The 22308-nt window shown below is 44.4% G+C and carries 18 protein-coding genes; 14 read left to right on the top strand and 4 right to left on the bottom strand.

Annotated features, from left to right (window positions below; all coding sequences use genetic code 11):
• Positions 1-516: 516 nt before the first annotated feature.
• Together nadC and O9X84_RS08145 are read right to left on the bottom strand one after the other, a co-directional pair.
• Positions 517-1371: a carboxylating nicotinate-nucleotide diphosphorylase gene (nadC, locus tag O9X84_RS08150; RefSeq protein ID WP_269519198.1), complete on the bottom strand. Its 855-nt coding sequence runs from the start codon at positions 1369-1371 to the stop codon at positions 517-519.
• Positions 1372-1402: 31 nt separating this feature from the next.
• Complete coding sequence (locus O9X84_RS08145; RefSeq protein WP_163104633.1) at positions 1403-1921, bottom strand: retropepsin-like aspartic protease family protein; 519 nt, start codon at positions 1919-1921, stop codon at positions 1403-1405.
• A gap of 214 nt (positions 1922-2135) precedes the next feature.
• Between O9X84_RS08145 and ampD the strand changes: the two genes are divergently transcribed.
• From ampD to O9X84_RS08105, 8 genes are all read left to right on the top strand, one after another.
• A complete protein-coding gene (ampD, locus tag O9X84_RS08140; RefSeq protein ID WP_269519191.1) occupies positions 2136-2675 on the top strand; it encodes a 1,6-anhydro-N-acetylmuramyl-L-alanine amidase AmpD in 540 nt (179 codons plus the stop codon).
• A 138-nt stretch (positions 2676-2813) separates the two neighbouring features.
• Entirely contained in the window at positions 2814-3728 is a 915-nt protein-coding gene (gene ampE, locus O9X84_RS08135) for a beta-lactamase regulator AmpE (RefSeq protein WP_269519190.1), read from the top strand.
• 364 nt (positions 3729-4092) lie between these two features.
• Complete coding sequence (locus O9X84_RS08130) at positions 4093-4839, top strand: GntR family transcriptional regulator (protein ID WP_032097492.1); 747 nt, start codon at positions 4093-4095, stop codon at positions 4837-4839.
• 187 nt (positions 4840-5026) lie between these two features.
• Entirely contained in the window at positions 5027-7702 is a 2676-nt protein-coding gene (gene aceE, locus O9X84_RS08125; protein ID WP_269519189.1) for a pyruvate dehydrogenase (acetyl-transferring), homodimeric type, read from the top strand.
• Positions 7703-7728: 26 nt separating this feature from the next.
• Positions 7729-9849 carry a pyruvate dehydrogenase complex dihydrolipoyllysine-residue acetyltransferase gene (gene aceF / locus O9X84_RS08120; protein WP_269519188.1) on the top strand — a complete coding sequence of 707 codons (2121 nt, stop codon included), beginning with the start codon at positions 7729-7731 and terminating at the stop codon, positions 9847-9849.
• Between the two features lie 142 nt (positions 9850-9991).
• Positions 9992-11413 (top strand): dihydrolipoyl dehydrogenase, encoded by a 1422-nt coding sequence (lpdA, locus tag O9X84_RS08115; RefSeq protein ID WP_269519187.1) that lies wholly within the window; start codon positions 9992-9994, stop codon positions 11411-11413.
• Positions 11414-11569: 156 nt separating this feature from the next.
• Positions 11570-11695, top strand: coding sequence for a hypothetical protein (locus O9X84_RS08110; RefSeq protein ID WP_269519186.1), 126 nt, complete (start codon positions 11570-11572; stop codon positions 11693-11695).
• A gap of 11 nt (positions 11696-11706) precedes the next feature.
• Positions 11707-12147 (top strand): hypothetical protein, encoded by a 441-nt coding sequence (locus O9X84_RS08105; RefSeq protein ID WP_269519185.1) that lies wholly within the window; start codon positions 11707-11709, stop codon positions 12145-12147.
• Between the two features lie 142 nt (positions 12148-12289).
• On the opposite strand, the gene O9X84_RS08100 is transcribed toward O9X84_RS08105, so the two are convergent.
• Positions 12290-13366, bottom strand: coding sequence for a LysR family transcriptional regulator (locus tag O9X84_RS08100; RefSeq protein WP_269519184.1), 1077 nt, complete (start codon positions 13364-13366; stop codon positions 12290-12292).
• 217 nt (positions 13367-13583) lie between these two features.
• Between O9X84_RS08100 and O9X84_RS08095 the strand changes: the two genes are divergently transcribed.
• Positions 13584-14852, top strand: coding sequence for an efflux RND transporter periplasmic adaptor subunit (locus tag O9X84_RS08095; protein ID WP_269519183.1), 1269 nt, complete (start codon positions 13584-13586; stop codon positions 14850-14852).
• A complete protein-coding gene (locus tag O9X84_RS08090; protein ID WP_269519182.1) occupies positions 14852-17974 on the top strand; it encodes an efflux RND transporter permease subunit in 3123 nt (1040 codons plus the stop codon). Before O9X84_RS08095 ends, O9X84_RS08090 begins: the two co-directional genes overlap by 1 nt.
• Before the next feature lie 117 nt (positions 17975-18091).
• Here the strand turns inward: O9X84_RS08090 and O9X84_RS08085 are convergent, their stop codons facing one another.
• Positions 18092-18691, bottom strand: a complete 600-nt coding sequence (locus O9X84_RS08085) for a hypothetical protein (protein ID WP_269519181.1) — start codon at positions 18689-18691, stop codon at positions 18092-18094.
• A gap of 336 nt (positions 18692-19027) precedes the next feature.
• On the opposite strand from O9X84_RS08085, the gene O9X84_RS08080 reads away from it, so the two are divergent.
• From O9X84_RS08080 to O9X84_RS08065, 4 genes are all read left to right on the top strand, one after another.
• On the top strand, positions 19028-19738 hold the full coding sequence (locus O9X84_RS08080; protein ID WP_269519179.1) for an SIMPL domain-containing protein: 711 nt from the start codon (positions 19028-19030) through the stop codon (positions 19736-19738).
• 174 nt (positions 19739-19912) lie between these two features.
• The gene (locus O9X84_RS08075; RefSeq protein ID WP_269519178.1) at positions 19913-20209 is read left to right on the top strand and encodes a DUF1289 domain-containing protein; all 297 of its coding nucleotides are present in this window, start codon (positions 19913-19915) and stop codon (positions 20207-20209) included.
• A 107-nt stretch (positions 20210-20316) separates the two neighbouring features.
• Positions 20317-21141: an HDOD domain-containing protein gene (locus O9X84_RS08070; RefSeq protein ID WP_269519177.1), complete on the top strand. Its 825-nt coding sequence runs from the start codon at positions 20317-20319 to the stop codon at positions 21139-21141.
• A 282-nt stretch (positions 21142-21423) separates the two neighbouring features.
• Positions 21424-22185 carry a DUF481 domain-containing protein gene (locus O9X84_RS08065; RefSeq protein WP_269519176.1) on the top strand — a complete coding sequence of 254 codons (762 nt, stop codon included), beginning with the start codon at positions 21424-21426 and terminating at the stop codon, positions 22183-22185.
• Positions 22186-22308: the final 123 nt, after the last annotated feature.

Raw genomic sequence — 22308 nt, 5'->3', positions numbered from 1 at the left:
GCAATTTGCCTAACATCAACCATGACAGACGAAGTAAACGAGTTCTAAAAAGGCAACGGTATTGATCTTGAAATAGCGGTCAAAGGGCTATCTTTTTTCATTGACAGCCCGGAGGCTCATATGTGTTTTATTGATTTTCATCATGGTCTTTCTCCGGGACGTGTATAACACGCTAAGTTTAAAATTAATTCAAATTGACGTTTATACCCGAGTCGTCCTTAAACGCCCCTGGTACTTGTTGCTTAGTATAGAATTTTCTTTGCTTCTGACAAGTATACAGATTTATACCAATGTCTGACTCGGCGATTATAACGCGTTGTCTTGTGTCATAGCAGTGCTATGTTATTGAACTTTAGTATAAAACTTAAATCATTAGCAAAGTATGCTGCGTAATACTGGCCGCAAAATTTAATATTTTCTATGTTGACTCATGCCTAATTATGTTTTTTGTTTTTACAGAAAGGGCATTCGCGCTAGTCTATTTTTCAAAAGTTGCCAGTTTTTTTGCAACTTGATCTAACTTAACTCGATACGTAACGATAAATCAATAGCTTGAACGTGCTTTGTTAGTGCACCAGAAGAAATATAATCTACTCCAAGCTTCGATAACGACGCCAAACGCTCATCGGTAATGTTGCCAGACACCTCTAGCTTACACTGTGCGTTATTCATGGCTACTGCCTGCTGGATCTGTTCGTTAGTAAAGTTGTCTAACATTACAATATCAGCACCGGCTTCAAGGGCCTGTTGAAATTCTTCAATGCTTTCAACTTCTACCTCAACAGTTTTACCTGGCATGTTCGTTTTTGCTCGCCTTACTGCGTTGTGAATACCGCCGCAGGAGAAGATGTGATTCTCTTTAATTAAGTAAGCGTCGAACAACCCGACACGGTGATTTTGCCCACCGCCGCAGCGTACGGCATATTTTTGCGCGTATCTAAGCCCTGGGAGGGTTTTACGTGTATCAAGAATCTTGGTATTCGTACCCGCCAAATACTTGGTGTAAGAAGCGGTTACCGTTGCACTGCCCGATAAGGTTTGTAAGAAGTTAAGTGCGGTGCGTTCAGCGGTAAGAATAGCTCTGGCAGAGCCAGACAAACTCACTAACACCGTATCGGCTTCTACATGGTCACCATCTTTGACATGCCAGGTTACCGACACTGACTCGTCTATTAAGGCAAACGCCTGGTTTACCCAAGCAACGCCGCAAATAACGCAAGGCTCTCTGGTAATAATAGTCGCATTCGCTGTCACGTCTTTATCAATGAGATTGGCAGTTATGTCGTTTTCGGCATTCAGTTCACCACCTAAGTCTTCAATGAGCGCTTGAGAAACCTGTTCGCGAATGGCTTGTATATCGGGTGACGTCATCTTCATTGCTGTTGTCTTTTCACTTTGTCTTTTAGAGGGTACGCAATATTAACCAATCGCCACGCTGAGTAAACTCTAATTGGCGAAGAACGCTCATTCCGAGCAATATATGGTTATCTTGCATACCAGGGTTTAAGTTGGCTTTTACATTTCGTACTTCTATATCGCCAATGCGAAGGGTGTCTATGGTGGACTCGGCTATTCTGACCGTTCCGTTTGCGGTTCTTGCCAGTGCTTGGCGGCCTGCCTGCAACTGAAGTTTACTGGCTAAATGTGCCGGCACAGCAACGTCTGTCGCACCAGTGTCGACTAAAAAAACAACCTCTTCACCGTTAATATAGCCGCTGGTGACATAATGGCCCTGACGATTCTGTTTAAGGCGCACTTCGGTTTGCGATCCCATTTGCTGCGAAATAGGCGTGCTATTTGGGTTTACTTGTTTTTCCAATAGGCCGGAGAAAACATACACAAGTAAACCCAGTCCGCACACCCACGCTAATAGCACCATCCACTTTCCAGCGGCGCTTGTTTCATTGTGTTCCTGAGACATTACTCTCCCGTTAGAGCGCTTACGTTCGCTTTTATATTAATTGTTTCCATAGCTTTTTTCATGGCTTTTTAAAACCTGCCCTTGGCTTAAGTTATTGATTTTGCCAGTAGAGCAATGTAACACTTCTATATGCACAGGCATCTTATATGTAAAATTTGATATGTAATAATGCTGGCAAACATAAAAGTAAACCCACACCGAGGTGCCTCACCCTATGTTGAAATACGACAATGCGACCTTTGTACCGTCTCCTCACTGTGATGCTCGTCCTGATGATGCACAAGTAAGCCTGCTGGTGGTTCATAATATTTCCCTACCACCATCTCAATTTGGTACGTCAGGAATTCGGGATTTGTTTATTGGGCAGCTTAATATTAATGAACATCCTTTTTACAGGGAAATTGCCGGTCTGCGGGTATCAGCTCACTGCGTAATCTATCGCACCGGTGAAATTGAGCAGTTTGTTCCATTTAACCAGCGGGCATGGCATGCAGGTCTGTCCACTTATCAGGGTAAAAGCAGGTGTAATGACTTCTCTATTGGTATTGAACTTGAAGGCACTGACACCTTGCCTTATACCGATAAACAGTATGTAGCATTAACTGAGCTGACCAATTTCATCGTTAAGCACTACCCTAATATCTCGTTAGGGCGTATCGTAGGGCATAACGACATTGCACCGGGTAGAAAAACCGACCCTGGAGTTGCATTTGATTGGGCTAGGTATAGAAAAAGCCTCATCAATTTACTGTAGGCCATACTTAGTAAACTAAGTAGTAAACCAAGCAATAAAATGAATGCTTATAAATTGGGTCACCGCGATGAATATGGCTTAATCAGCATTGAAGATAAGTACGTGCATTGCGTCAAATAACTGGAAGCGATCTAACACATGATTTTAATGAGTTTGCTATTAGTACTAAGTTTAGAGCGATTAGTAAGTAAAGAACCCCGTTGGCATATTGAAAAATACGCCGGTCAATATCGTGATTGGCTTATTGAAAAGCGTTGGTTGTCTAAAAAGAACACGTCTGCGTCATTGTATCTTTGCCTGCTAGCTCCCGCCGTTGTACTTGCAGGAATAGAATATTTTATTTTTGGCGCTTTTCTTACCTTTATAGAGCAAAGCGTTGTCCTATTTATATGCATTGGTTGTCCTGCACTAAGGGCCACGTATAAATGCTTCTTAAACGCGGCCGAGCGAAATGATTTGCAGGCCTGTAGTATGTACACCGACCAATTGGGCCACTGTACCAATGAGCGTAATAGTCAAAGTAGTTCTAACGAAAACGCAAATAATGAAGAGGCTGACGACAAAAGTAGCGCAAAATACCAAGGCCAAAGCTTTGGGCAACATTTAACATGGCTTAATTATCAGCATTACGCCGCTGTTATGCTGTGGTTTATTGCGTTTGGCGCGCCTGGCGCATTGTTTTATACTTTAAGTAGAAGTACGACCGAAGCGCTATGTACAGCTAATCATCCCATGCGCGAACCTGCAGCCCGCCTCATGTTTGCACTAGATTATATTCCAGTTCGAATTACTGCATTTGGTATGTTAATGATGGGACACTTCTCTCGCGCATTGCCTGAGTGGATAAATTATGCGCTGCAATTAAACGTTTCCGCCTATGATGTGCTAACGATTATTTCGGCGAAAGCTGAAATGCTAACGCCGGAAGAACAGGCGCTACAGGCTGAAAATGCATCGGTTGAACCCAAGGTGCTTGTAAAGTTAGCAAAACGTAATGTTATTTTTTTACTGGTTGTCACTTCGGCACTTACGGTTATAGGCAGTCTCGCATAATCACTATTTTTAACATTTAATTTTATGAAAACATTTGGTCTAGTAAAAAACTGCTGCTAGATCAGATGCTTTTGTTTCTACATCTTCTTTCACCTTCTCATCAGACCAGTAATGGTTTGAGCACTTTTCTTAACAAATTCAACAATAAAGCTTAACAGACAGCAAACTCAGTCAGGTTTGCTATGCTTGAGAGTATTTACCTCCAAAACGATCTGCCTTAAACTGTATAGGTAAAATGGTATTACCAATTTTAGTTGAGTTTACATTAATGTCACTAATTTGGCGTATTCACAACTGTGATTAACTCTGAAGTACTTCATGACAGGAACTTCACTACAGGATTCTTTACAGAGACAGGGGCCGCATGCGTCAGCAGCGAAAAAAACTTGCAGATGTTATTACCGAGCAACTTGAATCTATGATTCTCGATGGTTCTCTATTGGCGGGGCAAAAATTGCCGCCAGAGAGAGAACTTGCGCTTAAGTTTGATGTGTCTCGCCCTTCTTTACGTGAAGCTATTGGTAATCTGCAAGCCCGTGGTCTGGTAGAAAGGAAGCAAGGTGGCGGTACGTTTGTGAACCGCAATCTCAATGCGGCAATGAAAGACCCACTAATGGATTTAGTGAGCAAACGTCCAGAAACTCAGTTTGATCTACTCGAATTTAGACATGCCTTAGAGGGTATGTCGGCTTATTACGCTGCGCTTCGCGGGCAACCAGAAGATATTGATGCGCTAACTCAAGCATTAAATGAGCTTCCGTCGCCAAAAGTGAGCGAGAGTAAACGTGGCCAAGCCGAAGCGCTAGGGCAGTTTTACATCATCATGGCGCGAGCTTCGCACAACATGGTGCTGCTTCACGTAATGAGCACCATGCAAAGTATGTTGGTTGACAACATAGAACGAAATTTAGACATGCTGGCTATGCACACCGATGCAGTGGCAGATATTGCCAAACAGCGACGAGAAATTGTGGAAGCCATTGCGTCGCAAGATCCAGAAGCTGCTCGTCAGGCATGTAATACGCATTTGGCGTTTATTGAAAAAACGCTGTTAACCATTAATCAGCGTGACACTCGTGTTCAGCGAGCGTTACGCCGTTTAGAAATTTAGCCTAGAGCACGCTGCTCGCGGTTAATTATTCGCAGAGGCCGGTCGGGTTGTACCCGTGCCACTGCCCAAGCAGGTGAGCCAGAACGGGTCACTGTGAGTACAACGTAGTTTAGTTTTCCTCCTTTAACGCAGGGTGTAAATGTTGCGTAAGGAGGATTTTCTATATAAGCAAAAATAGGATGGCACCATGACTGATATGATGCACCAAGATGTGGACCCTCAAGAAACTAAAGAGTGGCTAGATGCACTCGAATCTGTATTCGAAGAGGAAGGTGTAGAACGCGCTCATTACTTACTTGAGAAGCTTGTTGATAAAGCTCGCCGTAGTGGAGCTCACTTACCGTACGACGCTACAACAGCGTATATCAACACTATTCCCGCAGCGCAAGAGCCTAACATGCCTGGCGATCTCACTATTGAAGCGCGCATCCGTGCTGCAATTCGTTGGAACGCATTAATGATAGTGCTACGCGCGTCTAAGAAAGATCTAGAACTTGGTGGTCACATTGGTAGCTTTGCCTCTTCAGCCATGCTGTACGATGTTGGCTTTAACCACTTTTTCAAAGCGCCTACAGATGGTAACGGCGGCGACTTTATATTCGCTCAAGGCCACATTTCTCCAGGCATTTACGCTCGTTCTTTCATCGAAGGTAACTTAACGGAAGAGCAGCTAAACAACTTCCGTCAAGAGTGTAATGGCGATGGACTATCATCGTACCCGCACCCGCATTTGATGAAAGACTACTGGCAGTTCCCAACAGTATCTATGGGCCTTGGTCCACTTCAAGCGATATACACAGCGCGTTTCTTAAAATACCTCACTAACCGCGGTATTAAAGACTGTTCAGCGCAGCGCGTATACTGCTACATGGGTGATGGTGAGTGTGATGAGCCAGAATCATTGGGTGCCATTGGCTTAGCGTCTCGCGAAGGCTTAGACAACCTAACATTTGTGATTAACTGTAACTTACAGCGCTTAGACGGCCCTGTACGTGGTAATGGCAAAATTATCCAAGAACTAGAAGGCACATTCCGCGGCGCAGGCTGGGAAGTGGTTAAAGTTATTTGGGGTAGTTACTGGGATGAGCTTCTTGCCCGTGACAAATCAGGCAAGCTAATTCAGCTTATGGGCGAAACCGTCGACGGTGAATACCAGAACTGTAAAGCGAAGGGCGGCAAGTACACCCGCGAAAACTTCTTTAACAAGTACCCAGAAACGAAAGCGTTAGTGGCTAACTATTCAGATGAAGACATCTGGCGCTTAAATCGTGGTGGTCACGATCCGGTTAAGGTATTTGCTGCATACCAAAAAGCCATCGATACCAAAGGTCGCCCAACGGTTATTCTTGCGAAAACCGTTAAAGGCTTTGGTCTTGGTTCATCGGGTGAAGCACAGAACGTGGCTCACAACGTGAAGAAAATGGAAGTGGAATCGATTAAGAAATTCCGTGACCGTTTCAATATTCCTATTGAAGACGACAAAATTGCCGATCTTCCGTACTACCGCTTCCCAGAAGACAGTGAAGAACTTAAGTATCTGAAAGAGCGCCGTGAGGCCCTTGGCGGATATCTTCCAGCGCGCAGAGAGCAAGCAGAAGAGCAGTTAGAAGTACCAGAGTTAAAAGCCTTTGACGCTATTTTAAAAGGCTCTGGCGATCGTCAAGTGTCATCTACCATGACCTTTGTACGCGTACTTAACGCGTTGCTTAAAGATAAGAAAATTGGCAAGCGCATTGTGCCCATTATTCCTGATGAAGCACGTACATTCGGTATGGAAGGTCTGTTCCGTCAGGTAGGTATTTACGCTAATGAAGGGCAGAAATACGTTCCACAAGATGCCGACCAAGTGGCTTACTATCGCGAAGATAAGAAAGGCCAAGTACTGCAAGAAGGTATTAACGAGCTAGGCGCTATGGCGTCTTGGGTAGCGGCGGGTACGTCTTACTCAACCTGTAACGCTACCACTATTCCTTTTTATATCTACTACTCAATGTTCGGTTTCCAACGCGTTGGCGACTTAGCATGGGCAGCGGGTGATAGCCAGGCTCGTGGTTTCCTATTAGGTGCGACAGCAGGTAGAACAACACTGAATGGTGAAGGTCTACAGCATCAGGATGGCCATTCACATGTACAGGCTAACTTAATTCCTAACTGTGTAACGTACGATCCAACGTATGGCTACGAAGTGGCGGTTATCGTACAAGATGGCTTACGTCGTATGTACGGTGAAAACGAAAACGTTTTCTACTACCTCACGTTAATGAATGAAAACTATCAGCATCCTGCGATGCCTGAAGATGACGATATTGCAAAGCAAATCATCAAAGGTATTTATAAGCTAGAGCGTGTTGAAAGTAAGAAAGCGAAGCACAACGTTCAGTTGATGGGCTCGGGCACTATTTTGAATGAAGTGCGCAAAGCGGCACAAATTCTTAGTGACGATTACGATGTGTCTTCTGACGTGTACTCGGTAACGTCTTTCAACGAGCTGGCTCGTGAAGGTCAAGGCATTGCACGCTGGAACATGCTTAATCCAGAAGCAGAGCAAAAAACACCGTACATTAGCCAAGTGATTACAAAAAATGCAGGCCCGGCAATTTCTGCAACAGATTACGTGAAGAACTACTCTGACCAAGTCCGTGCCTTCATCGATACAGAATATCGTTGTTTGGGTACAGACGGCTTCGGAAGAAGTGACAGCCGTGAAAACTTGCGTACGCATTTCGAAGTGAACGCTGCCTACATTGTAGTGGCATCACTTTACGAACTTGCACAGCGCGGTGACGTTGAGAAAAAAGTGGTGGCAGATGCCATTAAGCGTTTTGAAATTAACGCTGAAAAACTTAACCCACTTTACGCGTAGTCACAGACACATAAGGTATTTTACATATGTCAGATATTCAAAAGATTGTCGTTCCCGATGTTGGTGGTGACGAAGTTGAAGTTATCGAACTGTGTGTTTCCGTTGGCGACACATTAGAGGCAGATGAAGGGATTGTTACCGTAGAGAGCGATAAAGCATCTATGGACATTCCTGCGCCGTTTGAAGGCGAAATAGTAAGCCTATCTGTTGCCGTGGGTGACAAGATTAAAGAAGGCGACGTTATCGGCGAAATCAAAACCAGTGCTGATTCTGAGGAAAACAGCTCTGATTCTGAAGGTGCTGACACTGAGGCTGATGCTTCTGAGGCGAGCAGCTCAGCAGACAGCGCCGAGTCGGACAGTGAGTCATCTTCAAGCGAAGAGCCTAAAAAAGAGTCTGAATCAACATCAGACTCTGCTCAATCTTCAGGCGGCAACATAATTGAAGTAGCTGTACCAGATATTGGTGAAGACGGCGAAGTTGACGTTATCGACGTACTAGTTGCGGTGGGCGATACCATTGAAAAAGAAGATGGCCTCATTACGCTAGAAACTGACAAAGCGACAATGGACGTGCCGTCCAGTCACGCCGGTACCGTGAAAGAAGTGTTAATTAGCAGTGGCGATAAAGTTAAAGAGGGCACCGTGGTTATTAAGCTTGAGGTCAGCGGTTCTGACTCATCTGAAAGCACGGAAAGCTCGAGCACTGACTCTTCAGATAGCACTGATTCTTCAGATAGCGCCGACCAAGAAGCTAAATCGTCAAATGCAGCCTCTTCAGATTCGTCATCAAGTGAAGTGATTGAAGTATCGGTCCCTGATATTGGTGAAGACGGTGAAGTCGATGTTATCGACGTACTTGTTGCTGTTGGCGATACCATTGAAAAAGAAGATGGTTTAATTACTCTTGAGACCGATAAAGCCACTATGGATGTGCCTTCGACACATGCAGGTACGGTAAAAGAAGTGCTTATTTCCACGGGTGACAAGGTTAAGCAAGGCACACTGGTGGTGAAGTTAGAAACTAGTGGTGGCGCATCAACCTCTTCAGTGAAAGAAGAAAGCAAATCTGAAGCATCGAAGCAGTCAGATTCTTCTAGTAAAGAATCTTCGGACAAGAAGACTGAAGAAAAGTCAAAAGCACCAGCACAGAAGCCTGTGCCAGCTGAAGCCGACTCAAGCTCGGATACAGATTCTCACTCAGAAAAAAATGACGGTAAAGCCCATGCTTCCCCATCTGTGCGTAGAGTGGCACGAGAATTTGGTGTAGACCTCACCTTGGTAAAAGGTTCTGGTCGTAAGAATCGTATTTTGAAAGAAGACGTTCAAGAGTACGTTAAAGCTGAATTGGCTAAGCCTAAAACGGCTGCTGCCTCAGGTAATGCACCTGTAGGTGACAATGTACTTCAAATTGTGCCGGTTAAACCTGTTGATCACAGCAAGTTTGGTGAAGTTGAAGAGCAGAAGCTATCGCGTATCCAGAAAATTTCTGGGCCGTTCTTACATCGTAACTGGGCCACTATTCCACACGTTACGCAGTTTGATGAAGCCGATATCACTGGCGTTGAAGCATTCCGTAAAGAGCAGAATGCCTATCATGCAAAAATAAAGTCTGGCTTAAAGATCACGCCACTTGTTTTTGTTATGAAAGCCGTAGCGAAAGCGCTAGAAAAATACGAAGTGTTTAACTCGTCGCTATCTGATGATGGCGAAAGCTTGATCATTAAGAAGTTCATCAACATCGGTATTGCGGTAGAAACGCCAGGCGGCCTTGTTGTACCTGTAATCAAAGATGTAAACAAAAAAGGCATTGAGCAACTGTCTCAAGAGCTAATTGATACGTCTAAGAAGGCACGCGAAGGTAAGTTGAAGTCTGCCGATATGCAAGGTGGCACATTTACTATCTCTAGCCTCGGTGGTATCGGCGGTACGGCGTTTACGCCAATCGTGAATGCCCCCGAAGTGGGTATCTTAGGTGTCTCTAAATCAGAGATGAAACCTAAGTGGAATGGCAGCGAATTTGAACCTCGTTTAATGGTTCCGTTAAGCTTGTCATACGACCACCGTGTTATTGATGGTGCTGTAGGTGCAAGGTTTGCTGCAGAAGTTGCTGCTAACCTAACTGACTTACGTAGAATTATACTTTAAAAAAAAATCTCAAAATGTTTACAATACGACTAACATTTTTGACGATTTTATAGGCCCTTAGGGCGGTATTTAGGTTATGCTAGCGCCTATATGTGTAAGCAACGCGTGTTAGCATAATCAAAAAAGAGGATTGAGGTTCACAATGAGCGAAATTAAAACGCAATTAGTGGTACTGGGCGGCGGCCCTGGCGGTTATTCTGCAGCATTCCGTGCAGCCGATTTAGGCATTGAAACAGTTATCGTAGATTCGCGCGATTCATTAGGCGGGGTATGTCTTAATGTTGGCTGTATTCCGTCAAAGGCACTTCTTCACGTTGCGAAAGTAATGAAAGAAGCAAAGCACTTGGCAAGTCATGGCGTGAGCTTTGGTGAGCCAAAGATTGATCTAGACAAGATCCGTGACTACAAAGACGGCGTTGTTAAGCAGCTTACCAACGGTCTTGCCGGTATGTCTAAAATGCGTAAAACCAAGCATGTAAAAGGCTACGGTAAGTTTACGGGCAGCAACACCCTTGAAGTTCAAGGTGACGACGGCGTTACCACTATTACGTTTGAAAAAGCGATTATTGCTGCAGGTTCTGAGCCAATCAGCTTGCCATTCATTCCAGAAGACGATCGCGTAATCGACTCAACTGGCGCTTTGGAAATGAAAGATATTCCAGAGAAAATGCTAGTACTTGGCGGTGGTATCATTGGTCTTGAAATGGGTACAGTGTACGAAGCACTAGGCTCAAACGTTGATGTAGTTGAGTTTTTAGACCAGCTTATTCCAGCTGCCGATAAAGACATCATGAAAGTATTCATGAAAGACTACAAAGAAAAATTCAACATCATGCTAGAAACCAAGGTAACTGCGGTTGAAGCAAAAGACGATGGTTTGTATGTTACTTTTGAAGGCAAAAAAGCACCTGCTGAGCCAGTACGTTACGATAAAGTACTTGTAGCAGTTGGCCGTAAGCCAAATGGAAACCTAGTAAGTGCTGATAAAGCAGGCGTTAATGTTGATGAGCGCGGTTTCATCAATGTTGATAAGCAAATGCGTACTAACGTCGACCATATTTTTGCCATTGGCGACCTTGTAGGTCAGCCTATGCTTGCACACAAAGCGGTACATGAAGGTCATGTTGCTGCAGAAGTGGTTGCAGGTCAGAAGCACTACTTCGACCCACGTGCCATTCCATCAGTTGCCTACACAGAGCCAGAAGTTGCCTGGGTTGGTTTAACTGAGAAAGAAGCTAAAGAGCAGGGCGTAAACTACGAAGTAGCTTCATTCCCATGGGCTGCATCAGGCCGCGCAATTGCTCAGGATTCCACTAACGGTTTGACTAAGATGATCTTCGATAAAGAGTCTGGTCGTGTTATAGGTGGTGCAATGGTAGGTACAAACGCGGGCGAAATGCTTGGCGAAATTGGCCTAGCTATTGAGATGGGTGCTGACGGTGAAGACGTTGCACTTACTATCCATGCTCATCCAACGTTAAACGAATCAATTGGACTAGCGTCTGAAATATTCGAAGGAAGCATTACTGATTTGCCAAACCCTAAGGCAAAGAAAAAGAAATAAACCGCTTTTTTCTGATGTAACAAAAACCCGCTAATGAGCGGGTTTTTTAATTTTCACATTGGCAAAAATGGATATACACTCTAAATGTAAAGTGTATGTGAAATGCGGCGGTAACCATTAACGCTAGCCTGCCTGCAAGGCGCAACAAGAGTGAATATGGCTAATACGGTTAATTCCGAAGCTTCAGGTGCGAAGGTAGCTAAAAGAGTTTTAGTACGCGGCAACAATGACAAGTTAGTAGGTGTGGTATCGGTATTTGAAAAAAGTATTGATAGTAATTAAAAGTGGTAACAATGACCGAAGCTGAAAATAGAATAGCAAACATAAAATCGAAGCATGGCGAGTACATCATTGAACTCCTTGGCAACATCATACGAGTTGATGGTAAAGGCGTGGTGACTAAGCCAATACTAGAGCAGTACCTTGAGGATGTTAAAACAGTCACACGAGTGTTAAACGGGAAACCTTGGGGTTTCATAGGGTTTGTCTGCGGTACAGGTATTCTCACACCAGAAGCCGAGCACGCATTGGTTTTATCTATTAATGCGCGCAAGCAAGTGGGTATGAAGGCATGCGCCCTAGTGACTACTAATGCAGATATTCCAAGTCTGGTAAAAAGCCAATTTGAACGGGTTTATCAACGTGCACAAATTGATTACCGTTTTTGTGCAAGCGAAGATGAAGCCTACATATGGCTTGATACGCAAGGGTGCTCAAGCTCTTTTACGTACTAACTGCTCACGAATTAATATAGCCAGTAGTTTGCACTCGGGGCCGGAGTCAGAGATTGACACGCGCTCTTAAGCGCGCATCAACATAGTTACAATAGCGGCCGCTAATATATGTAGTCATGTATGTAGTGGCTTATTTAGTAGCTTATGCAGTAGCCTTGTCTTTTAACTCAGGCTCAAGCGGTGCAACCGCATCGTTGGCGGTTTGCAAGTGCGCTGGCGTAAATTCTACACTATCCATATTGCGCTGCGCCATAAGGCGCTTAACCGTATCTTCACAGTATGCTTTTCTGCAACATTGCGACAATAACAATTCATGGCGCTTAACCCGTTCACGAATAAATTTTACGACCAGCCCCCGCAACCATTGCAACCCAGCGTCTTGATCTTGGCGTTTATGCCACATTATCGAAAGCGGTGAGCTGACAATTTCCACCGGCGTTTCGAACACAGCCAACTCGCCAGAAAATATTTCTTTTTCTACCACCAGAGATGGCGCAACGCAGATAAGATTACTCTCCTTCAAAAGTGGGGTGGCGTTATAAAACTGATTAACCGACATGGCAACCCGTCTTTTCAAGCCAAGATTAGCCAGTACCTGATCGGTTGGGCCAGTGACATCGCCTGTGACCGACACCAGCAAGTGATCGGCTGCTACAAAATCATCCAGTGTAAGTTGAGACGCAGCAAGAGGATGATCGGGGCGCATTATTACCACCCAACTCGGATCTAACACATGCTCTGCACGTATCACTGAATCAGGCTCTTGATGCTTTGAAAACGTTAACTCAGCCTCGGCATCTTTTAATATTTTGTCCGTTTCCATATCGTAATTAGGAATAGCGTGAATATTAATGCCAGGTGCTTCATTCTCAATCACCTTTCGAAGCGGGCCCCATACCATAGATACAATACTGTCAGTGGCGGCTATACGAAAGGTGCGTTTGGCAGTAGCCGGATTGAAATCGGTGGGGTTAACCGCCACTTCAAGCTCACCCAGTGGCCCTTGAATTTGACTCCAAAGATTCTTTGCGTAAGACGTGGGCTGTATGCCTCTGCCGTCTTTTACAAACAGCTCATCTTTCCATGCGGTGCGCATTCTAGATAAGGCGTTCGATACAGCAGGCTGGGTCATCGAAAGCCTATCTGCTGCACGCGTAATCGCGCCCTCTGTCATGATGGCATCGAAAATCATCAATAAATTTAAGTCATGTGGACGCATTGCAGTCTCCATTAAAACCTGAATATAGCCTCAATATTAAGCGTTTATAGCCAATTTTTACGCTATATATATGTGCGGTTAACAAGGGTGTTACATACTCTCAAAGCATCATATTAAATGATGTGTTGCATATGAAAAGATAATTATTTTTATTGTTTAGACTTTAGCATAATGCGCGCCATCAAACCTATAGCTAATTTCAAAAGAGTATCTTGCAATGAAAAGTTTAACCCGTTTTATGGCAGTGGTAGGTCTCACTGCACTTATCGCTGCATGCGGTGATAAGCAGGAATCTGATCAAATGATGCAAGCGAGTAAAGGTGTACCGGTAGATGTAGCTACTGTGGTATCACAACGCTTGACCGAGTGGGACAACTTTACTGGTCGCCTAGAATCGCCGCATATTGTAGCGCTTCGCCCTCGTGTATCAGGCTATGTTGATTTTGTTGCCTATGAAGAGGGTGAATATGTTGAGCAAGGACAAACCCTATTTCTTATCGACAACAGAATGTTTAAAGCAGAGGTATCCCGTTTAACGGCGCAGCTTGAAGAAGCCAAAAGCCGACTATCTCTTGCCAAGCAAAATTACGACCGTGCCTTTAAGCTGCGCAAAACTCAAGCGGTATCAGAAGAAGTGTTAGATGCTCGACTAGCCGAAAAGAATCAAGCGACGGCGAGTTTAAATCAAACTCAAGCTTCTTTAGAAGTTGCTAGATTAAATCGCGGTTTTGCCCGTGTTGAAGCACCTATTTCAGGTCGTGTATCGCGCGCCAATATCACCGAAGGTAACTTTGTTACCGCAGGGCAGACCGAACTTACCCGTATCGTGTCTACCGACCGTCTGTATGCCTACTTCGATATTGACGAGCAAACCTACCTTAATTACCTATCTGATAAAACTAATACCTCTACCGCGGTGAGTGAGCAGCCAGTAGCAATGCGCCTAGCGAATGAGACCGATTATATGCACTGGGGGCAAATCGACTTTATTGACAACCAGGTTAATGCAAATACCGGCACTCTTCGCGTACGCGCTGTGTTCGACAATGAAAACGGCCGTTTAATTCCAGGTTTGTTCGCTCATTTGAAACTTGCTGGTGATACCAATGAGAAGGGTATATTAATTAAAGAAAGAGCCATAGGAACCGACCTTAATAATAAGTATGTACTTGTGGTAAATGATGACAATAAAGCGGAGTACCGCCCAGTCACGTTAGGCGACAAAGTAGGAAGCATGCGCATTATTAAACAGGGACTGTCTACAGACGACACGATTGTAGTTAACGGACTTCAACGAGTTCGCCCAGGCGCAACCGTAGCCAGAAACAAAGTTCCCATGAGTGATGAAGATGCCCTTGCAAACCTAAAGCATTGGCAGTCTCGCGTTGATAGCGCAACGCAAGTGTCCCAAAACATGGCGCAAGTGGAAGACGTGTTATCAGGAGGTTCATTTTCTACCGGTTCAGCAACGGCAGGCCTTAAGTAATGAATGTTTCGCAATTCTTTATTAGCCGGCCAATATTCGCCGGCGTATTGTCCTTACTTATTTTCATCGGTGGTGCCATTGCGGTATGGCAGCTACCCATTACTGAATACCCAGAAGTGGTGCCACCCACAGTGGTAGTCACGGCGAACTATCCTGGTGCTAACCCTGAAGTAATAGCAGAAACCGTGGCAACGCCGTTAGAGCAAGAAATTAACGGCGTAGAAAATATGTTGTATATGTCGTCGCAGGCTACAAGCGACGGACGTATGACGCTCACTATCACTTTTGCCATTGGTACCGACCCAGACGATGCCACAACCCTAGTACAAAACCGTGTTAATCGCGCGACCCCTCGATTGCCACAAGAAGTACAGCGCCTTGGTGTAGTGACCGAAAAGTCATCCCCAAATTTAACCATGGTGGTGCATTTAACGTCACCGGATAATCGTTACGACATGCTGTACTTGTCGAATTATGCCGATCAAAATGTGAAAGATGAACTAGCCCGAATTGATGGTGTTGGTCAGGTGCGTTTATTTGGCGCAGGTGAGTTCAGCATGCGTGTATGGCTTAACCCAAATAAGCTAGCTGCACTGCAAATGAACCCCGGCGACGTGGTTGCTGCCATTGCTGATCAAAATCAACAGGCTGCGGCTGGTAGTTTAGGTGCTCAGCCTACAGGAACGAGTGAATTTCAACTGTTAATCAACGTTCGCGGACGTTTAAAAGACGAGTCAGAGTTTGAGAATATCATCGTTAAAACTGGCGATGACGGTGAAATTACGCGATTAAAAGATATAGCGCGCATAGAGCTGGGAGCAAACACTTACTCGCTGCGTTCGCTGCTTAATAATAAGCCGGCTGCGGCAATCCCTATTTTTCAGGCCCCAGGTTCAAATGCAATACAGATCTCTGACGATGTCCGCGCTCGCATGGATGAATTATCTCAGCTGTTCCCTGAAGGGCTAGAGTTCGACATTGTTTACGATCCCACTGTGTTTGTTAGGGGCTCCATAGAAGCGGTAGTGAACACCCTTTTTGAAGCCGTGTTGTTGGTGGTACTGGTCGTGGTTCTGTTTTTACAGACGTGGCGCGCCTCAATTATTCCCTTAGTAGCGGTTCCTATTTCCTTGGTAGGTACCTTTGCATTTATGCAGCTAATGGGCTTTTCCCTCAATGCGCTGTCTCTGTTCGGGTTAGTACTGGCAATAGGTATTGTTGTTGACGATGCCATTGTGGTGGTGGAAAACGTTGAGCGAAATATCGCAGACGGTAAAACACCTTTTGATGCCACCGTACAGGCGATGAAAGAGGTAACTGGGCCTATCATTGCCACCACGTTAGTACTGGCTGCAGTATTTGTTCCCACTGCCTTTATGAGCGGTTTAACGGGGCAATTCTATAAACAGTTTGCATTAACCATTACCATTTCTACGGTTATCTCTGCGATAAACTCTTTAACGCTTAGCCCAGCGCTGTCTGCGCTTTTGCTAAAACCTCATGGCAAGTCTAATGATTGGCTAACACGAGGCATGAACAAAGTGTTTGGCAGATTTGTGTTTGCCCCGTTCAATCGCTTTTTCGAACGCAGTGCAAAAGGGTATACCAATGCGGTTGGGGGATTAATCCGCAAAAGTAGCATTGTATTAGTGCTATACGCCGGCCTTATTGCGCTAACTTACAATCAATTTGCTACCACGCCAACGGGGTATGTGCCTCCTCAAGATAAGCAATATCTTGTGGCGTTTGCTCAGCTTCCTAATGCAGCAAGTTTGGACAGAACTGAAGAAGTTATTCGAGAGATGTCGAGTATTGCTATGGAACACCCTGGCGTTTCAGACGCGGTAGCATTTCCTGGGCTAAATATTAACGGATTTACCAACAGTCCCAGCTCGGGCATCTTGTTTACGCCGTTAAAACCTTTCGATGAGCGCGAGTCTCCAGAGCTATCGGCAGGTGCCATTGCCGCTAAATTGAATCAACAGTTTGGCTCGATTAAAGGCGCCTATGTGGCTATTTTTCCACCGCCTCCGGTAAATGGGTTAGGTACGATTGGTGGCTTTAGACTGCAGGTTGAAGATAGAGGCAATCTTGGGTTTGAAGAGCTAGAGCGAGTCACTCAAGAAGTGATTGGCAAAGCGTGGCAGCATCCTGCGCTTACCGATGCCTTCACCAGCTTTACTGTTGCCGTTCCGCAATTAGATGTAGATGTGGATCGGGAAAAAGCAGTGAGCCAAGGAGTGAACATAGATACGTTATTCACCACTATGCAAGCTTACCTAGGCTCGCTGTATGTGAACGACTTCAATCTATTTGGGCAAACTTATCAGGTGAACGTGCAGGCCGATGCACAATACCGTCAAGATATAGAGGATATTAGCCAATTCAAAATACGAAACGCTCAGGGCGACATGATCCCACTTGGTTCATTTTTAGATGTTGAGCATAGCGCCGGCCCAGACAGAGTGATGCATTACAACGGCTACATTACGGCGGAAATTAATGGCGCACCTGCACCTGGCTATTCCTCTGATCAGGCTAGAGCCGCTATTGAGGAGATTCTTGCCGAGACATTACCGTTAGGCATGACCTACGAATGGACAGAGCTCACCTACCAGCAAATACTGGCAGGTAACGCAGCGGCTTACATTTTCCCACTTGTTGTGCTGTTGGTGTTTCTTGTACTCGCGGCGCAATATGAAAGCTTGCGTTTGCCGTTAGCCATTATTCTTATTGTGCCTATGACCCTGCTAAGCGCGTTAATAGGGGTTAAGATTTATGGTGGAGATAACAACATATTCACCCAAATAGGGTTAATCGTGTTGGTTGGCTTGGCAACTAAAAACGCCATTCTTATTGTGGAATTTGCGAAAGAGTTACAAGACAGCGGCATGAGCGCGCTAGCGGCAATAAAGGAAGCAAGTCGACTGCGTTTACGCCCTATTTTAATGACTTCAATCGCATTCATCATGGGTGTACTGCCAATGGTGCTCTCTACTGGTGCTGGGGCTGAAATGCGTCAAGCCATGGGCGTGGCAGTTTTCTCTGGCATGATAGGAGTTACCGTCTTTGGCCTTATCCTTACACCGGTGTTTTATTACCTACTGAAACGGAAAGGCTAGAGCGTATCGATTAGCGCTTTTAATCTACGTTTCTATTAATTGAACATTCCCGTCTACCCAAGCGTTGCTCTCTTAAAGAGCATTTTTAGGCCACTCTATTGAGTGGCCTTTTTTTAGCTAACGGTTTTTCGCATCTTCAAATTTTGTCTTCGCCTCTACGTATTGAGTATAGCGCTTGGTAAGTTCAGGGTGTGAGTTGATAAGCTCAGCCATTTTAGTGGCCATCTGTTTTTTCTTCTTCTCATAAACTAAGCGCAAGCCGGCACGGTCGGGAACAGCGCCTAAGAAAGACGCTGCGTCAACCCGGCCATTTCTCAGTGCCGCTTCTCGTAACTGTTTGGCATTTTCAATCTCTACATAACGGGGTATACATTCTCGTTTCTTTACTCTTGTATCAAGGTGCCTTAAACGCATTTCACAATCCATGCGAAATTGATTTTCATCCACAAGTTCGTTGTAAAGGTCAAAAAAATTATCTTCATGGCGATAGAAAGCTTTTCGCAAAAGGTTGGGAGGTTGCTTTCCTATTACATCAATTTTCTCTATTTCTTTAGCAGCCGTTATTTCTTTTTCTGCTTGCCAGCCCTCTTTTTGATAAGCCTCTGTTTGAAGTGTCGCCGTCTTAAAAATAGTATCTGCCTGCACATGACAGGCCACCAATAAAAGCATCAAAGCAGTGCATTGGCCTATTACGACAAACGTTTTATCCTTACTCATCATTTCGTCCTTTTTATGAATTCATTACAACCATAGACGAGTGAAGGTAGAAATCAAACGGGACTAAACGTCCTTGTCGTTTTCTATTTATTAGAGTCTATCGTTTCAAACGTGTATATTAACTGGTGGTTTCCTGTGTGGCATGCAAAGCAAACATGAGCAAATTAAGCCAATTTTATTCGCTCTACCACAACCAAGCGCTAGAATTCATTATAGCCTTTATATTTTATGCCTAAGCGAAAATGGCAAACGAAAGAGCACAGGTAATAGAGCGCAATGAAAATCTAGCTGGTAAACATACATACTGAGTACAAAAGCATAAAGGAGGTCAGTCACATGAAAGTAGGTGCGGCAATTGTTATCGCAGTAGGTATGATCCTCGCTGTTGCGTTTCTTGGTACGACGATATCTGCATCGATGAAAGATATGCAAACTTGGAATAGGGTGGTGACGGTAAAGGGGTTGTCAGAGAGAGAGTTTGTAGCCGACCAAGTTATTTGGCCAATTCAGTTTGTGGATGCCGGTAACGACTTACCCGAGCTTTACGATCGTATTGAGTTAAACAGTGAAACAGTAGTACGTTTTTTACAAGATAGCGGTATTAAGTCAGATAGCATTACTACCGGCAAACCCCAGATAACAGACAAGCTTGCACAGCAGTATGGTGGAAGCGAAAGAGCGCCATTTAGGTATAGCAGCGTACAAACCATTACGGTTTTTTCATCGCAGGTTGAAACGGTTCGCACAGCGATGCAGCAAATGGGTAAACTTATTAAGTCGGGAATAGTGTTATCTGAAAACCGCTACGAGGCCCAGCCCGACTATGTGTTTACACGGTTAAACGAAGTGAAGCCCTCTATGATTGAAGAAGCCACATTAAACGCGAGGGAAGTGGCTGAAAAATTTGCAACAGATTCCCAGAGTACGTTGGGCAAAATTAAGCGAGCCAATCAAGGTCGCTTTAGCATTAGCAGCAGAGATAGCTACCACCCTCATATCAAAAAGGTGCGAGTGGTATCGACCATAGATTATACGTTAGTCGATTAGTAGAACTGAGCTACTGGCGTTATTTATTGGCTATCCAGATTTCTTCGGCACCCTTATCGGCATCAATTTGATGCTAATGTCTAGTGGCGCAATAGTTACGTATAGTGTTTAATCGCGCCCGTGGCGCAGCGAGTGTTAATAAATGCATCTATTAGCAATAAAAATTGAGAGATAATGTCACAGCAGAAGCCACAGTCTGAACAACTGGAGTTCTTTGAGATACCAAGCCCGTGTATTGGGGTTTGTGAGTCTGGGCCTCGTGGTTTTTGTAAAGGCTGCTTGAGAAGCCGAGATGAACGGCTCTATTGGCTTCAAGTTAACGATGCTACCAAACGCCAAATTATTAACGCGTGCAACCGCCGAAAGCGCGCCATTATTGCCAGAGCACGCAAGCAGCAAATAGAAGCACAAAATACGAAAGCAAATAGCCAAATAGGTCTATTTGAGAATGAACAACGCGATGGTAGATAGCTACTGAGCAGAGATGCATAAGGCGTTAGTGTCCGCGTCCAGTAGTTACATTTGCTAGCCACTGTCATTAGTCGTGGCCGCGTCAAATACCAACTGAGAATGAGTTAATGTCGATAAAGAAATACGTAAAATTTGCCACTAAATCTTATGCGCTTCCTGATGTTTGTGTAAAGTTACGTGAATTAATCGACTGTCCGCGCTCAAGTGCTGAAGATATTGGCAATTTAATCAGCGTAGACTCTTCGCTTACGGCAAAGGTACTTCGCCTTGCTAACAGTTCTTTGTTCCGCTTTCCCTCTCAAATCGACTCGGTGGCTAAGGCTATAAATGTGATTGGCGGCGAGGCGCTATATAATTTGGTAGTGTCCGAAACCGCTAGTAGCGCATTTAAATGTTTCGATTCCGAGTTGATAGATTTACAGCAGCACTGGTATGAATCTGTCTATTTAGGCATGTTAGCGAAACACATAGCGATGCGCAGTAATGTAAAAGTGGTAGAGCGTTTTTTTGTAATGGGAATATTGCAAAACTTAAGTGAGCTTGTAGTGGCAAAGCGTTCGCCTGAACTTTATCAGCAATATTTAAATACGGATAAGTCATTGCTCCCTTACCAGCGGCAGATGCAGGTTTTCGGTTTTACCTTCTCACGGTGTAGCGGTATCATATTAGAGGGATGGAATTTACCCATTAGTTTGTTTTATCCAATTACCCATGTTAACGACGAAGCAAGACAACAATCAGATCGAGAAATTGGGTTGCTGGCACTGTCTAACCGGATTGCATTAAGCCAGTTAGATAAAGAAAATTATGCCGATATTGAACTTTTCTCACCTGAAATAGCCAATATTATTGGTTCAGACATAGAAATTGTAAGCAATGCCACTGACTATGCGGAACAAGAGACTGCGAAAATCGCAGAATTAATAAATTAGTTTTTAGGTAAACTTCGGTGTTTTTAGTTGAATAGTGTTCGTTATTAAGTTGCTGGTAACTAAAGGGTGAGCATGAAAAAACATCGTCGATCTTCGCTTTTTCGCGAACAGTGCGTCTGAACACACGCCTAACAAGCGAGAGTTGAAAGCAACGATCAAAAGCCTATAGTAAGAACGAATACCAATAATCAAAACTAAGAACGAATAATAATAACGAATAAGCCCAACATTAATTTATTTATGCTCACTGATCTCATTAAAATTTGCGTCGCGCTTTGTGTAATGAGCACTAGTCATTACTCGTATGCGCAAGCGACCGATCTCATTCAAACTCTGTATCATGCTGATTATACGCCTGATACAGATGATTCTATTCCTCGGTTTAATCTTGATGGCGAGTTGGGTGTGTTGGTGAATACCGGAAATACATCAGCAGCAAGTGTTAAGGCAGCGGTTAATGCCGACCATGAAACGGAAACATGGAGCAGTGTTTACTTTGCTGAGCTTCTTTATAAAGAAAGCGCAACCATTGGTGCTAAGCGAGATATCAGCGCGCAACGCTTCTATAGCAGCGCACAATTTGATTACAAGCTTGTTGCTAGCGGACGCCGAGTTTTTATGTATGGCGACTATGAAGACGATAGATTTACTGGTTACGAACATCGCGCGTCTCTGGCAGCAGGTTATTCAGAGCGTCTTTGGCGTAATGAAGACAGTGAGTTTCGCTACAGTATAGGGCCGGGTTACAGCTTTATTGAAGCGGTTGCTGATAATAACACTATGGTGAACGACGGCATAATAGTGAGGGCGTCAGCAGAATACAAATACCGCTGGAACTCAGGTGCCAAACTTAGGCAGTTTGTGAGCACAGAAGCCGGGGAGGAGAATACCAAGTCACGCAGTGAAACATCGCTATCTGCTAACGTTTTTGGCTCCCTTGCCATGAAGCTATCATTCATTTTAAATCACGAAACCGATACCGCAGAAAACATAGCCCCCCTAAGTACTGAAACCTCAGTGGCCCTTGTTTACCAATTTTTTTAAATCGTATAAATTTCTTCGTCGCTTTTATTATTTTTGTTGGTTTTTTGACCTTTTCTCGTTGACTGTCAATTTTTAATCGGTACACTGCGCGGCACACATCATCAGCAGCGATTTGTATCGTTG

Origin of the sequence: Alteromonas sp. BMJM2 (assembly GCF_027257845.1) — a bacterium.
Taxonomy (GTDB): domain Bacteria; phylum Pseudomonadota; class Gammaproteobacteria; order Enterobacterales; family Alteromonadaceae; genus Alteromonas.
This window is presented reverse-complemented; position numbering and strand designations above follow the sequence as displayed.

Excerpts from the sequence above, each read along its gene's own strand:
- O9X84_RS08100 (WP_269519184.1), bottom strand. The coding sequence starts at position 13,366 with ATGCGTCCACATGACTTAAATTTATTGATGATTTTCGATGCCATCATG.
- ampD (WP_269519191.1), top strand. The coding sequence starts at position 2,136 with ATGTTGAAATACGACAATGCGACCTTTGTACCGTCTCCTCACTGTGAT.
- O9X84_RS08145 (WP_163104633.1), bottom strand. The coding sequence starts at position 1,921 with ATGTCTCAGGAACACAATGAAACAAGCGCCGCTGGAAAGTGGATGGTG.
- O9X84_RS08110 (WP_269519186.1), top strand. The coding sequence starts at position 11,570 with ATGGCTAATACGGTTAATTCCGAAGCTTCAGGTGCGAAGGTAGCTAAA.
- ampE (WP_269519190.1), top strand. The coding sequence starts at position 2,814 with ATGATTTTAATGAGTTTGCTATTAGTACTAAGTTTAGAGCGATTAGTA.
- O9X84_RS08065 (WP_269519176.1), top strand. The coding sequence starts at position 21,424 with ATGAGCACTAGTCATTACTCGTATGCGCAAGCGACCGATCTCATTCAA.
- O9X84_RS08095 (WP_269519183.1), top strand. The coding sequence starts at position 13,584 with ATGAAAAGTTTAACCCGTTTTATGGCAGTGGTAGGTCTCACTGCACTT.
- aceF (WP_269519188.1), top strand. The coding sequence starts at position 7,729 with ATGTCAGATATTCAAAAGATTGTCGTTCCCGATGTTGGTGGTGACGAA.
- aceE (WP_269519189.1), top strand. The coding sequence starts at position 5,027 with ATGACTGATATGATGCACCAAGATGTGGACCCTCAAGAAACTAAAGAG.
- O9X84_RS08090 (WP_269519182.1), top strand. The coding sequence starts at position 14,852 with ATGAATGTTTCGCAATTCTTTATTAGCCGGCCAATATTCGCCGGCGTA.
- O9X84_RS08075 (WP_269519178.1), top strand. The coding sequence starts at position 19,913 with ATGTCACAGCAGAAGCCACAGTCTGAACAACTGGAGTTCTTTGAGATA.
- O9X84_RS08105 (WP_269519185.1), top strand. The coding sequence starts at position 11,707 with ATGACCGAAGCTGAAAATAGAATAGCAAACATAAAATCGAAGCATGGC.
- O9X84_RS08085 (WP_269519181.1), bottom strand. The coding sequence starts at position 18,691 with ATGAGTAAGGATAAAACGTTTGTCGTAATAGGCCAATGCACTGCTTTG.
- O9X84_RS08080 (WP_269519179.1), top strand. The coding sequence starts at position 19,028 with ATGAAAGTAGGTGCGGCAATTGTTATCGCAGTAGGTATGATCCTCGCT.
- lpdA (WP_269519187.1), top strand. The coding sequence starts at position 9,992 with ATGAGCGAAATTAAAACGCAATTAGTGGTACTGGGCGGCGGCCCTGGC.
- O9X84_RS08130 (WP_032097492.1), top strand. The coding sequence starts at position 4,093 with ATGCGTCAGCAGCGAAAAAAACTTGCAGATGTTATTACCGAGCAACTT.
- nadC (WP_269519198.1), bottom strand. The coding sequence starts at position 1,371 with ATGACGTCACCCGATATACAAGCCATTCGCGAACAGGTTTCTCAAGCG.
- O9X84_RS08070 (WP_269519177.1), top strand. The coding sequence starts at position 20,317 with ATGTCGATAAAGAAATACGTAAAATTTGCCACTAAATCTTATGCGCTT.